Origin of the sequence: Streptomyces sp. NPDC012637 (assembly GCF_042954805.1) — a bacterium.
Classification (GTDB): Bacteria; Actinomycetota; Actinomycetes; order Streptomycetales; family Streptomycetaceae; genus Streptomyces.
In genome coordinates this window covers 835,425-848,245 of sequence record NZ_JBIBDS010000002.1, presented here as the reverse complement: position 1 = coordinate 848,245, position 12,821 = coordinate 835,425, and the positions used below count along the sequence as shown (strand labels likewise).

Annotated in this window: 16 protein-coding genes; 9 read left to right on the top strand and 7 right to left on the bottom strand. The window is 71.0% G+C overall.

What is annotated here, in order from left to right; translation table 11 throughout:
• Entirely contained in the window at positions 1-675 is a 675-nt protein-coding gene (locus ACFY8W_RS12065) for a maleylpyruvate isomerase family mycothiol-dependent enzyme (protein ID WP_391103420.1), read from the top strand.
• Positions 676-738: 63 nt separating this feature from the next.
• Positions 739-4,446: an amino acid adenylation domain-containing protein gene (locus ACFY8W_RS12060; protein ID WP_391103418.1), complete on the top strand. Its 3,708-nt coding sequence runs from the start codon at positions 739-741 to the stop codon at positions 4,444-4,446.
• Here ACFY8W_RS12060 and ACFY8W_RS12055 read toward each other — a convergent pair.
• The 3 genes from ACFY8W_RS12055 to ACFY8W_RS12045 form a co-directional block, all read right to left on the bottom strand.
• Positions 4,424-5,320 carry a hypothetical protein gene (locus ACFY8W_RS12055; protein WP_391103415.1) on the bottom strand — a complete coding sequence of 299 codons (897 nt, stop codon included), beginning with the start codon at positions 5,318-5,320 and terminating at the stop codon, positions 4,424-4,426. The two genes, ACFY8W_RS12060 and ACFY8W_RS12055, sit on opposite strands and share 23 nt — an antisense overlap.
• Positions 5,321-5,481: 161 nt before the next feature.
• Positions 5,482-6,333 (bottom strand): Scr1 family TA system antitoxin-like transcriptional regulator, encoded by an 852-nt coding sequence (locus ACFY8W_RS12050; RefSeq protein ID WP_391103413.1) that lies wholly within the window; start codon positions 6,331-6,333, stop codon positions 5,482-5,484.
• Between the two features lie 11 nt (positions 6,334-6,344).
• Positions 6,345-7,097 (bottom strand): DUF6879 family protein, encoded by a 753-nt coding sequence (locus ACFY8W_RS12045; RefSeq protein ID WP_391103411.1) that lies wholly within the window; start codon positions 7,095-7,097, stop codon positions 6,345-6,347.
• Between the two features lie 171 nt (positions 7,098-7,268).
• Here ACFY8W_RS12045 and ACFY8W_RS12040 point away from each other — a divergent pair, with 171 nt between their 5' ends.
• From ACFY8W_RS12040 to ACFY8W_RS12020, 5 genes are all read left to right on the top strand, one after another.
• Entirely contained in the window at positions 7,269-7,472 is a 204-nt protein-coding gene (locus tag ACFY8W_RS12040) for a hypothetical protein (RefSeq protein ID WP_391103408.1), read from the top strand.
• A complete protein-coding gene (locus tag ACFY8W_RS12035) occupies positions 7,469-7,708 on the top strand; it encodes a hypothetical protein (RefSeq protein ID WP_391103405.1) in 240 nt (79 codons plus the stop codon). Before ACFY8W_RS12040 ends, ACFY8W_RS12035 begins: the two co-directional genes overlap by 4 nt.
• Positions 7,709-7,999: 291 nt before the next feature.
• Positions 8,000-8,278, top strand: coding sequence for a hypothetical protein (locus ACFY8W_RS12030; protein WP_391103402.1), 279 nt, complete (start codon positions 8,000-8,002; stop codon positions 8,276-8,278).
• 55 nt (positions 8,279-8,333) lie between these two features.
• Positions 8,334-8,693: a DUF2087 domain-containing protein gene (locus ACFY8W_RS12025; RefSeq protein WP_391103400.1), complete on the top strand. Its 360-nt coding sequence runs from the start codon at positions 8,334-8,336 to the stop codon at positions 8,691-8,693.
• Positions 8,690-9,316, top strand: a complete 627-nt coding sequence (locus ACFY8W_RS12020) for a LysE family transporter (protein ID WP_391103397.1) — start codon at positions 8,690-8,692, stop codon at positions 9,314-9,316. The genes ACFY8W_RS12025 and ACFY8W_RS12020 overlap by 4 nt, the downstream gene beginning before the upstream one ends.
• 4 nt (positions 9,317-9,320) lie before the next feature.
• Here ACFY8W_RS12020 and ACFY8W_RS12015 read toward each other — a convergent pair whose 3' ends face one another.
• The 3 genes from ACFY8W_RS12015 to ACFY8W_RS12005 all read right to left on the bottom strand — a co-directional run bounded on the left by ACFY8W_RS12015 (position 9,321) and on the right by ACFY8W_RS12005 (position 11,402).
• On the bottom strand, positions 9,321-9,725 hold the full coding sequence (locus ACFY8W_RS12015) for a PIN domain-containing protein (RefSeq protein ID WP_391103394.1): 405 nt from the start codon (positions 9,723-9,725) through the stop codon (positions 9,321-9,323).
• Complete coding sequence (locus ACFY8W_RS12010) at positions 9,722-9,940, bottom strand: type II toxin-antitoxin system VapB family antitoxin (protein WP_391103392.1); 219 nt, start codon at positions 9,938-9,940, stop codon at positions 9,722-9,724. Before ACFY8W_RS12010 ends, ACFY8W_RS12015 begins: the two co-directional genes overlap by 4 nt.
• Before the next feature lie 70 nt (positions 9,941-10,010).
• Positions 10,011-11,402 carry an FAD-binding protein gene (locus ACFY8W_RS12005; RefSeq protein ID WP_391103389.1) on the bottom strand — a complete coding sequence of 464 codons (1,392 nt, stop codon included), beginning with the start codon at positions 11,400-11,402 and terminating at the stop codon, positions 10,011-10,013.
• Positions 11,403-11,664: 262 nt separating this feature from the next.
• Between ACFY8W_RS12005 and ACFY8W_RS12000 the strand changes: the two genes are divergently transcribed.
• Both ACFY8W_RS12000 and ACFY8W_RS11995 read left to right on the top strand, forming a co-directional pair.
• The gene (locus ACFY8W_RS12000; protein WP_391103387.1) at positions 11,665-11,838 is read left to right on the top strand and encodes a hypothetical protein; all 174 of its coding nucleotides are present in this window, start codon (positions 11,665-11,667) and stop codon (positions 11,836-11,838) included.
• Entirely contained in the window at positions 11,835-12,101 is a 267-nt protein-coding gene (locus tag ACFY8W_RS11995; protein ID WP_391103385.1) for a hypothetical protein, read from the top strand. Before ACFY8W_RS12000 ends, ACFY8W_RS11995 begins: the two co-directional genes overlap by 4 nt.
• Positions 12,102-12,239: 138 nt before the next feature.
• Here the strand turns inward: ACFY8W_RS11995 and tpx are convergent, their stop codons facing one another.
• Positions 12,240-12,740, bottom strand: coding sequence for a thiol peroxidase (tpx, locus tag ACFY8W_RS11990; RefSeq protein ID WP_391103383.1), 501 nt, complete (start codon positions 12,738-12,740; stop codon positions 12,240-12,242).
• Positions 12,741-12,821 lie beyond the last annotated feature (81 nt).

The window sequence follows — 12,821 nt, the reverse complement described above, 5'->3', positions numbered from 1 at the left end:
ATGTGTACCGACTGCAGACACGACGTACGCGACCCCTGGCTGCCGGACCGGCTCCTGAAGACGGAGCGGGACCTGCTGATGCCGCTGCTGCGGCGTACGCCCGAGGAGGCGTACGAGCTCCGCACCGCGTGCCCCGGCTGGACGGTCCGGCAGGTGATCGCCCACTGCGGCGCGGCGCTCGTGCGGATCGTCGAAGGGCGGCTGGAGGAGGGCGTGTTCCTGCCCGAGGCCAACGCCTGTGACGTGGCCGAACGCGAGGACTGGCCGCTCGAGCGGGTCCTCGACGAGCTGGAGCGCGGTTTCACCGAGGCCGGGCCGGTCATCGCCGGGCACGAGGACGGCCGGCTCGACGCGGTCGCGCTCGGCGAGTGGGTGCACGCCGGAGACGTGCGGGAGGCCTTCGGAGCACCCGGCGCGTACTGCGGCGAAGCCCTCGACCTGGCCCTGCCGCTGCTCTCCGTCACCAGCCGCCGGCGGGAGACCCCCCGCCTGGTCGGCGTCCTCGCGGACCGGGCCGGCGAGGTCGATCTCGGCAACGAGATCGAGGGCCGCGCCCCGGCCCGCTTCCACGGTGACGCGGCCACCCTGATCCGCATCTACTCGGGCCGGCCGCTGGTCCGCACCCGCTACGAACTGACGGGTGCGACGGAGCAGGAACTACTCATCTACCGCTGAGGGCGGCGGGCCCCGGTCCTCAGGGACCGGGGCCCGCCCCTTTCACCCACGAAGAGGACCCCTATGCCCACGCTCGACCGGCTCCTCCGCACACAGGCCGAAGCGCGGCCCGACGAGACCGCCGTCGTCTTCGAGGACGACACCCTGTCCTTCCGGGAGCTCCACGAGGGCGCCGCCGTCCTCGCCACGTACCTCCGCACCCTCGGCGTCGCCCCCGACGACCGGGTCGGCGTCCACGTCGAACCCGCACTCGAACTGGTGATCGGCGCGTGGGGCGTGGTGCTGTCCGGCGGTGCGTACGTGCCGCTCTCCCCGGAGTACCCCGAGGAGCGGCTGCGCTACATGATCGAGGACAGCGGCGCCCGGGTCGTCTTCACCCAGGAACGCTTCCGCGAGCGCGTCGCCGAGCTCGCACCGCCCGGCACCACCGTGGTCACCCTCAAGGACGCCGTGCAGCACGCCTGGCGCACCGGCGGCGACCAGCGGCCGGTCGTCGACCCCGCGCCGAGCCCGGAGCAGCTCGCGTACGTCATCTACACCTCCGGCTCCACCGGCAGGCCCAAGGGCGTGATGGTCGAGCACCGCTCGATCGTCGCCCAGATGCGCTGGATGGCCGGCGAACACCGGCTCGGCCCCGGCGAGACCGTCGTCCAGAAGACGCCGATGAGCTTCGACGCCGCCCAGTGGGAGATCCTCGCCCCGGCCGTCGGCGCCCGCGTCGCCGTCGGCCCGCCCGGCGTCTACCGCGACCCCGAGGGCCTGATCGACACCGTGCGGCGGCACGGCGCCACCATGCTCCAGTGCGTGCCGACCCTGCTCCAGGCCCTCGTCGACACCGAGCGCCTCGGCACCTGCACCAGCCTGCGCCGGGTCTACTCGGGCGGCGAGATCCTCTCCCGCAACCTGGCCGGCCGGCTCCTCGCCGAGCTGCCCGAGGCCGAGCTGATCAACCTGTACGGCCCCACCGAGTGCACCATCAACGCCTCCTCGCACACCGTCGACCGGACCCGCGTCGCCGACGGCCCGGCCGCGATACCCATCGGCAGACCCGCGTACGACACCACCTTCCGCATACGCGACGGCGAGCTGTGCGTCGGCGGGGTCCAGGTCGCGCGGGGGTACCTGGACCGGCCCGAGCTCACGGCCGAGAGGTTCGTCGTCGCCGAGGACGGCGAGCGCCTCTACCGCACCGGGGACCTGGCCACGATCGACGAGGACGGCACCGTGCACTTCGCGGGCCGCGCGGACAACCAGATCAAGTTGCGCGGCTTCCGCGTCGAGCTGGACGAGATCGCGCTGGCCATCGAGAACCACGACTGGGTCAAGAACGCCGCCGTCATCGTCAAGGACGAGCCCCGCACCGGCTTCCAGAACCTGGTCGCCTGCGTCGAGCTGTCCCCGAAGGAAGCCGCCCTGATGGACCAGGGCAACCACGGCGCCCACCACCAGTCCAAGGAGTCCAAGCTCCAGGTCAAGGCCCAGCTGTCCAACGCGGGCACCCTCGACGCCGCCGAACTGGCCGGCCGCCCCGTCGTCGAGCTGCCCGGCCGCACGCCCACCGAACAGATGCGCCGCACCGTCTTCGCCCGCAAGACCTACCGCTTCTACGACGGCGGCCCGGTGACCCGCGCCGACGTCCTGGCCGCCCTGTCCCGTCGCCCCGAGGCCATCGGCTCCCGCGCGGTCGGCAGTCTGACCGCCGGCGACCTGGGCGAGATCCTGCGCTGGTTCGGCCAGTTCCTCAGCGAGGAGCGCCTGCTCCCGAAGTACGGCTACGCCTCGCCGGGCGCGCTCTACGCGACCCAGCTGTACGTGGAGCTGCGCGGCGTCGCGGGCCTGGAACCCGGCACGTACTACTACCACCCGGTGCACCACCAGCTGCACCTCACGGAGCCGGGGACGGCGGGCACGGCCGGGGGAGAGCCGGGCGTCCGCCTCGCCTTCCGCGGCAAGCGGGAGGCGATCGAGCCGGTCTACAAGAACAACATCCGCGAGGTCCTGGAGATCGAGACGGGCCACATGGTCGGGCTGTTCGAGGAGGTCCTGCCGGGCCTGGGCCTGGACATCCGGCCGGTGGACCCCGGGTGGTTCGAACTCGTCCCGTACGACGAGGGGTCGGTGACGGAACCGGAGGTCGAGTTCTACGTCCAGGCCCACCCGGACCGGATCGCCGACCTGCCCGGGGGACAGTACGCCTACCGCGGCGGCGAGCTGGTCCGCATGTCGGACGCCCTGGTCGAGAAGAAGCACGTGATCGCCATCAACCAGGCCGTGTACGAGCGGGCCTCGCTCGGCATCACGGCGATCAGCCGCACGGCGGAGTCCTGGCGCGCGTACATCGACCTGGGACGCGCCCTGCAGCGTCTCCAACTCGGTGGGCACGGACTGGGGTTCATGTCCTCCGGCTACAGCTCCATGTCCGGCAACCCGCTGCCCGCCGCGCGCCGCATGGACGAGATCCTGACCGCGGCCGGGCGCCCGACGGGCCCCTCGTACTTCTTCGTCGGCGGCCGGGTGAGCGAGGAACAGCGACTCGGCGAGGGCATGTACGAGGACACCGTCCACATGAAGGGCCCCGCGGAGATGATCCGCGACGACCTCGTCCACCACCTGCCCGACTACATGATCCCCAACCGGGTCGTGGTCCTGGACCGGCTGCCGCTGTCCGCCAACGGCAAGGTCGACACCAAGGCGCTCGCCGACCTCGCCGTCGTCAACGCCGGTCTGCACGGCCGCCCGCACGTCCTGCCGCGCACGGCCACCGAGCGGCGGCTGGCGGAGCTCTGGGCGGCAGCCCTCGGGTACGAGGAGGTCGGGGCCGTCTCCGTCCAGGACGACTTCTTCGAGTCCGGCGGCAACTCGCTCATCGCGGTCGCGCTCATCACCAAGATCAACCGCGGGTTCCCCGACGCGCGCCTCCCCCTCCAGATCCTCTTCGAGGCCCCGACGATCGAGAAGCTGGCCCACCGCGTCGACGGCGCCGCCGCGACGCCCGCCTCGCGCCTGGTCCGGCTGCACGCGCGCGGCGACCGCTCGCCCGTCTACTGCTGGCCGGGCCTGGGCGGCTACACCATGAACCTGCGCTTCCTGGCGGAGGAGGCGGACGTCGACCGCCCGTTCTACGGCGTCCAGGCGCACGGCATCAACCGCGGCGAGACGCCGTACGACACCATCCGCGAGATGGCCGCGGCCGACGTGGCGGCCATCCGCAAGCGCCAGCCCGCCGGCCCGTACACCCTGTGGGGCTACTCCTTCGGCGCCCGCGTCGCCTTCGAGTCCGCACACCTGCTGGAGGCGGCGGGGGAGCAGGTGGAGCACCTGTTCCTGATCGCGCCGGGCTCGCCGAAGGTGCGCGCCGAGTCGGCGGCCGGCGGCGCGACGTACGACAACCCCGCCTTCACCCGGATCCTGTACTCGGTCTTCGCGGGCGCCCTCGAAGACGTCCCGGCGACGGACGCGGAGTCGTTCGCGACGTACGTGACGGAGCGCTTCCCGGCACTGGACCCGGACCTGGTCGCCCGGATCATCGCGATCGTCGAGAAGACCTTCGACTTCACCTACACCTTCGAGGAACTGACGCAGCGCCAGGTGGCCTGCCCGGTCACCATCTTCAAGGCGCAGGGCGACGACTACTCCTTCCTGGAGCGGACGACCGGCTGGTCGACGCGGCCGCCGACGGTGGTGGAGCTGGCCGCGGACCACTACAGCCTGCTGCGGGCGCCGGACCTGAAGGAGCTGGTGAAGCAGATCAGCTACCGGCTGGGGCGGTAGCCGGCCGCTCGGCGGCCGAGCAGGCACCGCACAAGGTCTCGTCGGCGACAGGCCGGAAGAGCATCCCCTGGACGTGATCGCCCTCGCACTCCCGCGTTCCCGCCAGCCGGGGCGCGGGCCGTGCGACGACGGGCGGGACCTCGCGCAGCAGGTAGCGCAGCAGGCCGCCGGGCCGGTGCAGGGGAGTCCGGGGGCCGGGCAGGCCGCGCAGGATGTGCCGGCGCACGTCGTCGGGCGTGTGCCCGGCGGCCAGCCACCGCGCGACGAGCCGGGCGAGCTCGTCGCGCATGCCGGGCGGGATGTTCCGGAGGGCGGGGGAGAGGAGAGGTAAGGCGGTGAGGAGGACGCGGGCTTCGTCGCCCGGTTCCGTTTCCGGAGCCGGCTCAGGCGGAGGGTTGGAGGTGTCTTCGTCACGGTCTTTCTTTGGATGACCGTCGGTTGGCGGGGGTGCCGGTTCACCGACGGCCGGAATCCGAGGACTCGGTGCGGGTGCGGGTGCGGGTGCGGGTGCGTGTACGTGTGCGGGTGCGGCCACGGACATGGGCATCCCGCCGAGCAGCTTGGCGGCTTCGGCCTCGTTCAACGGCCGGTTGGAGAGGAGCTGTTGGGTCACCCACCGTCCTCCGGCTACCTGCATCCGCCGCTCGTGGACGAACCCCTCTTCCTTCAGCTGCCGCTTCGCCCGGGTGAACGCGCATGCCCCGATCCGGGCGCGTTCGGCCGTTCGGGACAGCGATTCACGGGCTCCCTCGGGAAGGGAAAGCTGCCAGGTCAGGAGGCGTACGGCATCGGAGTTGAGCCGCGGATGCCGGATGAGCTCGTGCGAGAACTGGGTGAAGCCATGCGAGGGCGCGATAAAGTTGCGGTAGATCACGGTGGAGTCGTCTTCCACTAGCTGGTCGAGGCCCTCGCCGATGGGTGCGAACCATCGCGAGGGCCGTTTTGCGTGAACCGTACCGCACGGAGAGTGATGAGATGAACGCGAAAGGTGAATGTGCCTCTGGTGGGTGAGAGGCCGATCAGAAGGTGTCACTATCAACGCGGGTTCAGAGCGCGCCTCGCCGAATTGATGATGTTCTGGGCTTCTGCCTCGTACACCGCCGACTCCCGGAGGGTCTTCCAGACCTTCCTGTACAGGGTGACGTTGTCGGCGTCGTCCAACCACAGCTCTGCGTGCCAGTCCTCCGCGACGACCAGGCGGTCGTCCAGGATCCAGAAGCCGTTGGCGGGCACGATCTTCACGGGGGCTGTGAACGGGATGATCCCCAGCTCGACCGTGTCCATGCCGATCAGTCCGGCGAGGCGGTCGAGCTGGGCGACCAGTACGGAGGGCGGGCAGATCAGGGAACGCAACGCGGCCTCCCACATCAGCACGCGCATCTTGCGGCCGGGCTGGTACAGCCACCCCTGCCGCTGCACCCGGGCGCGTACGGCGTCCTCAATGTTTCCGGAGACTCCCAGCAAGTCCGCGTAGCGCTGGATGACGTAGCGCGCGTACTCGGGAGTCTGCAGCAGTCCGGCGATCACCGCCTCTTCCCAGACCCATATCTCCGAGGCGCGGTTGATCTCCGTGCTCAGGCTCTCGTGCAGCGGCTTGAAGCCGTTGGCCAGAGCCCTCCGCCAGGACCTGGTGTGGGACTCGAACCCAGCCAGGCGTCCGGCGAGTTCGGGATACACGTCCGGCTGCCCGGTCGCGTCGGCCCAAGCCCGAAGGTCCTCGGGTGTGGCCGTCTGCCTTCCGTTCTCCAACTTGCTGACTTTGGAGCCCTGCCAGCCGAGCCGCTGCGCGAGCTGTCGGCCGGTGAGCCGACCACCGGGGCACGACAAGCGGAGTTCGCGCAGCCGCGTGCCCAGCGCCGCCCGTGCCTGCTGATAGTCAGTGCTCACCGATCACCGTGCTATTCGGTCGAGGCCACCTGGGCGGCGAACCGGTCGTACGGCACCGCGCCGTGCATGGCCGCGTCCCGCACGGCGCAGTACCACACGACCTCGGCGGGTTCCGTGATCAGCTCGACGTTGAGCAGGTTGTCTTCGTCGTCGAAGTGCAGCAGCGCCACCACCCGGGAGTCGAAGATCCAGAAATCCTCGGCGGGCAGAGCGGCCCGGTCGGCGTCCTCACGCCACAGGTAGCGGATGTCCTCACCGACTGCTGCGTTGTGACGGGCGTAGTCGAGCAGGAAGAGCTGCTCAGTGGTGGGCGGCTTGTCGGCGAGGCGAACACGACCGACCGTCTTACCGGCTTCCGTCTGGGTCCGGATGTTGACGAACCAGGGCTCATTGGGGTCGCAAGGCGACGAGCCGGTGGTCAGGAACGCCTGGAAGTCGGGGTCCTGTCGGTCCGACGCGTAACCGCGACGCGTCTCAAGTCGCCAGGCCGTGTGCTTGAAGGTCTCGAAGAGACGCCGAAAGGTGTCCCGGTCGACAAGCTCCGGCACCCGCTCCATCTCCTTCGGTCCCCAGTTCACCAGTAGTTCGCGCGGCACGGCCACCGCCATTTCGTCCGGCCCCAGGTGCTGGAGCTGTGCGAGGTCCTCCGGGTCGGTGACTGGGGTTCCCTGCACGATGATCTCGCCGGTGCCCTCGTCCGTGTGCAGGGCGGGGCAGCCGTCGATCTTGCTGTCTGTGCCGGTGAAGCGCAGCTGACGGGCCATGGACGCTCTCCCTTCAGGGGTGTTGATCCAACAGCATGTCCGGGGCTCCGGTCCGGCACCACAGGATCGGGCACCTCTCAGGAGAAAACGTGAGCAATCTCTGGCGCCCGTCGAGAAAAATCGAGAAAACAGCATATAGGCGGTCAACTGCCCACGCATAGATTCACGTTCATGACGACGAAGGAGCTGTGGGACGACAATGCGTACTCGGCGGTGGAGTCCCTGAGAGCAGCGCTCGGCGGGGTCGGGATCGTCCTGCCGTCCCTGCGGGTTGACCTTGCATCCCCCGAACTGCGGCTCGTCGAGCTGGGCCGGGTCCGCGCGGACGTGGCCGTCCGCCTGGCCCAGGCGCTTCGGCATGGAGCCGAGGAATGACGGCCGTCGAAGAACCGCCTGAAGGGGCGCTGGTCGTCGACACCCAACTCGACAAGCTGGGCTATGTCATGGGCCACGTCGGCCCGGCGACACGACTCCGCCCTGTGACCGGCGGACGCGAGTGGGACGCCGACCCCGCTCACGTCCGCCCGGCCACGGACGAGGAACGGCTCACGGCCATGAGGCGGCGCACACGTGCTCTGAACTCGGTCAGCAGAGGCAGGATCTTCTCATGAAGGCGATCATGTCCGCCGAGTGCAGACTTGCCCAGTGTCCGGGCTACGAGGACCTGCACCGCGAATGTCGACAGACGGAGGACGCGCCTTTACCGCACGGCGGGGGGATTCTGCTGGTCCGCCGCTGCACCTGCGCCCACCACCACCACCCGTACAACCGCAAGCCCGGGCCGCGGACCACCTAGGCGAGGGAGATGGACACAGCCCGTTCGGGTGCCGCTGTCGTGCGGGGCGGGGGACCGGCTGGTGTGCTGGTCGGGACCCTCACCCCACGCGTACGGGAGCACCACCATGGCCGTCATCGTCACCGTCGAGATCCCCGGCGGCACCCGGGAGGTCTACGAGCGGACCACCGAGAAGATCACCAGCGCGCCGTGGTGGCCGGCCAAGGGGTTCCTCGCGCACGCGGCCGGGCCCGACGGGACGGGCGGGTGGCGGGTGGTCGACTTCTGGGAGTCGGAGGCGGACTTCATGGCGTTCGCGGAGAAGGCGGCGCCGATCTTCCAGGAGGAGGGCATGTCACAGGCCGCGCCGAGGGTCGAGGAGGCGGTGAACGTGATCCTCAAGTAGGACCGCGCGATAAACCCTTTGCGGGAGCGGTAGGGGCCGGTCCAGTCTGCACCGCATGACTGCCGACCACGCCGCCTCCGCGGCGCCCGCCTCCGCGGCGCCCGCCTCCGCTGCCGAAGGCGCCGCGCCCGCCGTCCCCGTCGATCTGTTCGCCGCCGACGGGCGTCTGAAGGCGATCCCGCGCCGGCCCGCCCGCAGGGCCGCCCTTCTCGACCACCTCGCCGCCACCCTCTTCGAGCCGGCCCGCGTCTACACCGAGCGCGAGGTCAACGAGGCCCTGAAGACCGTGCACGAGGACTTCCCGGCCCTGCGCCGCCACCTGGTCGTCGGCGGGCAGCTCGCCCGTACCAAGGACGGCTCGGCCTACCAGCGACAGCCCGGCGTCCCCGCAGGAGCGACCCCCGCCGTCGCGTGATCGCCGCGGCGGTGGCCGGCCTGCTGGCCGGCTACGGCATCGCGATCCCCGTCGGCGCGGTCGGCGCCTATCTGGTCGCCGTAACCGCCCGGACCGACTGGCGAACGGGCGCCGCCGCGGCGCTCGGCGTCGCCACCGCGGACGGCGTCTACGCCCTCCTCGCGGTCGCGGGCGGCTCGGTCCTCGTCCCGCTCCTCGCCCCCGTGACGACCCCCCTGCGCTGGGTCTCCGCCGTGGTCCTGGTGGTCCTGGCGGTCCGGGCGGCGGCGACGGCCGTGCGGGCCTACCGCGGAGGCGAGCTCGCCTCCCGCGACGACGGCGCCGCCGGGCCCGGCCCGGGCCGCGCCTACCTCACCTTCCTGGGCATCACGGTCCTCAACCCGATGACGGTGATCTACTTCGCCGCGCTCGTCCTGGCCACCGGCCCCGACGCGCCGTCCTCCGGCGCCGAGCGCACCGTCTACGTCCTCGCTGCCCTGGCTGCCTCCGCGAGCTGGCAACTCCTCCTCGCCACCGGCGGCACCCTCCTCGGCCGCGCCCTGACGGGCACCCGGGGCCGCCTGGCCACGACCCTGGTGTCCAGCACGCTGATCGTGGTGCTGGCGGTGCGGCTGGTGCGCTAAGGCGTCAGAGGGTGTCGAGCCGGCACATGGAGACGTCCGGGCGCACCTTGGCGATGGAGCCGAAGTGGTCGTCGACGTGGATGAGGGTCATCCGGTGCTGTCGTGCTGTCAACGCGATCAGAATGTCCATGGGGGACGGGCCGCGATGATGGCCGATCCGCACCAGGTCACGTTGGACCGCGATGATCTCCGGCCAGGGGTCGTCCATGGCGGGAACCCAGGCGAAGGTCTGGTTCAGCATCGTGACGAAGGGCTCGTGGTCGCGGTCGGAGCGGAGGCCGCACATCAGCTCGGCCTCGACGGGAGGGCACAGGGAGACCTGTCCCCGCGCGACCCGCTCGGGCCATGGTGTGCCGACCTGGCGACGCAGAATGCGCCATACCGCCGAGGTGTCGGCGAGGTAGTTCATCGGCCGGACCGCTCCTGCTCCTCCAGGAACTCGAAGTCGAGGAAGTCCTCGGCATTGTCCTGGAGCCACCGGAGCGCCCGGGCGCGGTCCTCCGCGCTGATCGCCGCCGCTATGGCCAGCGCCCGGTTGATGGTGTCGCGCTTGGTCTTGGTGCCGAGTTGTCGCTGTGCGAAGGCGAGCATCTCGTCGTCGAGGTCGACCAGGGTCTTGGACACGGGGCCTCCAGCATGGTCGTATATCTGAGAGCTCAGAGTATATACCGGAGGCCCGGGGCGGCGGCGAAGGCTAGCTCTTCGCCGGCCGGATGTTCTGGTTGTGGTGGAAGACGTTGTCCGGGTCGTACGTGCTCTTCACCTCCGCCAGCCGGTCGTAGTGGCCCCGGTACGTCGACCGGACCCGTTCGCCGCCCTCGTCCTGACCGAGGAAGTTGACGTAGGCGCCGCCCATCGAGTGCGGGTGGAGGGCGTCCCAGTAGTCGACGGCCCAGCCGCGGATCGCGTCCGCGTCGGCCGGGTCCGGGCTGATCCCGCCGATCACGCCCGACCAGACCGCGTCGCGGTAGGCCCACGCGGTGTCCATCGGGCCGAGGCGGTGGGCGGCGGCGTCGACGGGGTAGAGGTGCATCGTCGACAGGTCGCTCGGGATGTTCTCCAGGAAGGTGCGGTGCACGTCGATCGCACCCTCCGTGATCGTGTCGAAGAAGTCACCGCGCCAGTACCACTGGAGGCCCTTCGGGATCAGCTCGTCGAACATCGCCTGGACCGCCGGGTACGGCATCGGCGTCGCGAAGTGGAAGGCGGGCCGGGCGGGTTCGGCGACGGGCGCGAAGGTCTTCGTCAGGCTCTCCTCGTCCGTCGCCCCCGTGGAGCACCACACCACGCCGCACATCTTCTTGCGGTGGATCTCCTCCGGGAACGGCGGCCCTGGCGCCACCACCAGCGTCGCGAAGAAGCCGTTCAGGTCCTCGCCGGCCGCCGGCAGGAAGTCCCGGTACCAGCGCAGGACCTCACCGATGTGCTCCGGTTCCCACAGCGTGACGCCGAGCCCGACGTTGTCCACCGGGTGCAGGGCGAACCGGAAGGACGTGACGATGCCGAAGTTGCCGCCGCCGCCGCGCAGGGCCCAGAAGAGATCCGGGTTCTCCTCGGCGGAGGCGGTGACGGTCGTACCGTCGGCGAGGACCACGTCCGCGCCGAGGAGGTTGTCGATCGTCAGCCCGTACGCGCGCGTCAGATGCCCGTGTCCGCCGCCGAGCGTGAGCCCGCCGACCCCGGTCGTCGACATGACCCCGGCCGGTGTCGCGAGCCCGTAGCCGTGTGCCTCGTGGTCCAGGTCGCCGAGCTGAGCGCCGCCGCCCACCAGGGCCGTACGGGACTCGGGATCCACCCGTACCCAGCGCAGTCCGTCCGACAGGTCGACCACCAGCGCGTCGTCGACCATGCACAGGCCGCCGCCGCTGTGGCCGCCGCCGCGTACCGCCAGGTCCATGCCGCTGTCGCGGGCGTAACGCACCGCCGCCCGCACGTCCGTCACGTCGGCGCACCGCGCGATGGCCGCGGGCCGACGGTCGATCATCGCGTTGTAGATCGTCCGGGCCTCGTCGTATCCGGGGTCCTCGGGTCCGATCACATCGCCCCGCAACTGCTCGCGCAGGGTCTCCACAGCTGTGCCGCCCATGGTCACTCCTTCAGGGCACCCCTGTCCGGCGGCCGCGCTACCCCTTCAGTCTCCCCCTCGGCGCGGCACCCCGCCTGCCGGGCCAGGGTGTCGGCATCCCTGCGCCCATGAGCGACGCGGGTGAGGCGGGGGAGGACCGGGGCGCCGGAGGTGCCGAGGACGCCGGGTCCACGGACGCCGGTGACCTGTACGTAGTCCAGGCCGCCGCCCGCGGCCGGCTGACGCTCCAGCCGGCGGGCCGTCGCCGGAGACGGACACGGGCGTGAGCGCGGAGACGGCCCCCGCCGTCGCGGTGACGACGTCCACGGGCACGTGGTGCGGGGAGCTCACCCGGGGCAGCGGCGCTCCGGCCCTGACCGTTCAGGGCCGTACGGTCGACTTCCCCGTCACGGACGTGGTCGCTGTCGTCCCGGTCGCCGGCTGCGCGAGCTCATGACCGCGCACGTCGAACGCCAGGACATGACGGCGAGCACCGAGCGGGCCGAGAGCAGCGAACCGACGCCGAGGAAGGATCCGACGGACCCGATGGAGAAGGCGGAGCCGACGGAGCCGATGGACATGAAGGACCCGACCGACCCGATGGAGAGGAAGGAGTCCTTCGACCAGAGGGAGAGGCAGGAGCCGGAGCCCGAGCCGCGCCTGGAGCCGGGCCGGAAGCCGGACCGGAAGCCTGAGCCGCTGTCGCGTCGCATGCCCTGATCGTAGGCGCGGCGGCGCCGGGGCGCGCCCGTTCGCGGGGAACGCGAAGGCCCGCCCGGCGACGGTGCTGCCGGGCGGGCCTTCGCCGCGCGATTGCGCGAGGTGCCACCGGATGGCGCCGGGGCGGCGCCGGGGTGCCTACTTCAGGGAGGCGAGGGCGGCCTCGTAGTTCGGCTCCTCGGAGATCTCGTTGACGAGCTCCGTGTGGAGGACCTTGTCGTCCGCGTCGAGGACGACGACGGCGCGGGCGGTCAGGCCGGCCAGCGGGCCGTCGGCGATCGAGACGCCGTAGTCGGTGTGGAACTCGCGGCCGCGCAGGGTGGAGAGGTTCTGCACGTTCTCCAGGCCCTCGGCGCCGCAGAAGCGGGCCTGGGCGAAGGGCAGGTCCGCGGAGATGCAGAGCACCACCGTGTTGTCCAGCTCGGCGGCCTTCGCGTTGAAGGCGCGCACCGACGCGGCACAGGTGGGCGTGTCCACGCTCGGGAAGATGTTGAGGACCTTGCGCTTGCCCTCGAAGTCCTTCAGCGTCTTGTCCGCGAGACCCTCGCCGACCAGGGTGAACGCGGGAGCCTGGCTGCCCGCGGCGGGCAGGATGCCGTCGACCGTAACGGGGTTGCCCTTGAGCGCGACCTGCGCCATGAGGAATCTCTCCTTCGACTGAGGATGTTGCCGTCGTCAGCTGTGATCAGCCGCCGACGGCCCGATCGTATTCCGCCGTCG

What these genes read in the sequence shown, in the direction of transcription:
- ACFY8W_RS11995 (WP_391103385.1), top strand. Translation starts at nt 11,835, where the DNA reads ATGACCGCGCACGTCGAACGCCAGGACATGACGGCGAGCACCGAGCGG.
- ACFY8W_RS12025 (WP_391103400.1), top strand. Translation starts at nt 8,334, where the DNA reads ATGACTGCCGACCACGCCGCCTCCGCGGCGCCCGCCTCCGCGGCGCCC.
- ACFY8W_RS12045 (WP_391103411.1), bottom strand. Translation starts at nt 7,097, where the DNA reads ATGGCCCGTCAGCTGCGCTTCACCGGCACAGACAGCAAGATCGACGGC.
- ACFY8W_RS12015 (WP_391103394.1), bottom strand. Translation starts at nt 9,725, where the DNA reads ATGAACTACCTCGCCGACACCTCGGCGGTATGGCGCATTCTGCGTCGC.
- ACFY8W_RS12005 (WP_391103389.1), bottom strand. Translation starts at nt 11,402, where the DNA reads ATGGGCGGCACAGCTGTGGAGACCCTGCGCGAGCAGTTGCGGGGCGAT.
- tpx (WP_391103383.1), bottom strand. Translation starts at nt 12,740, where the DNA reads ATGGCGCAGGTCGCGCTCAAGGGCAACCCCGTTACGGTCGACGGCATC.
- ACFY8W_RS12065 (WP_391103420.1), top strand. Translation starts at nt 1, where the DNA reads ATGTGTACCGACTGCAGACACGACGTACGCGACCCCTGGCTGCCGGAC.
- ACFY8W_RS12035 (WP_391103405.1), top strand. Translation starts at nt 7,469, where the DNA reads ATGACGGCCGTCGAAGAACCGCCTGAAGGGGCGCTGGTCGTCGACACC.
- ACFY8W_RS12040 (WP_391103408.1), top strand. Translation starts at nt 7,269, where the DNA reads ATGACGACGAAGGAGCTGTGGGACGACAATGCGTACTCGGCGGTGGAG.
- ACFY8W_RS12060 (WP_391103418.1), top strand. Translation starts at nt 739, where the DNA reads ATGCCCACGCTCGACCGGCTCCTCCGCACACAGGCCGAAGCGCGGCCC.
- ACFY8W_RS12030 (WP_391103402.1), top strand. Translation starts at nt 8,000, where the DNA reads ATGGCCGTCATCGTCACCGTCGAGATCCCCGGCGGCACCCGGGAGGTC.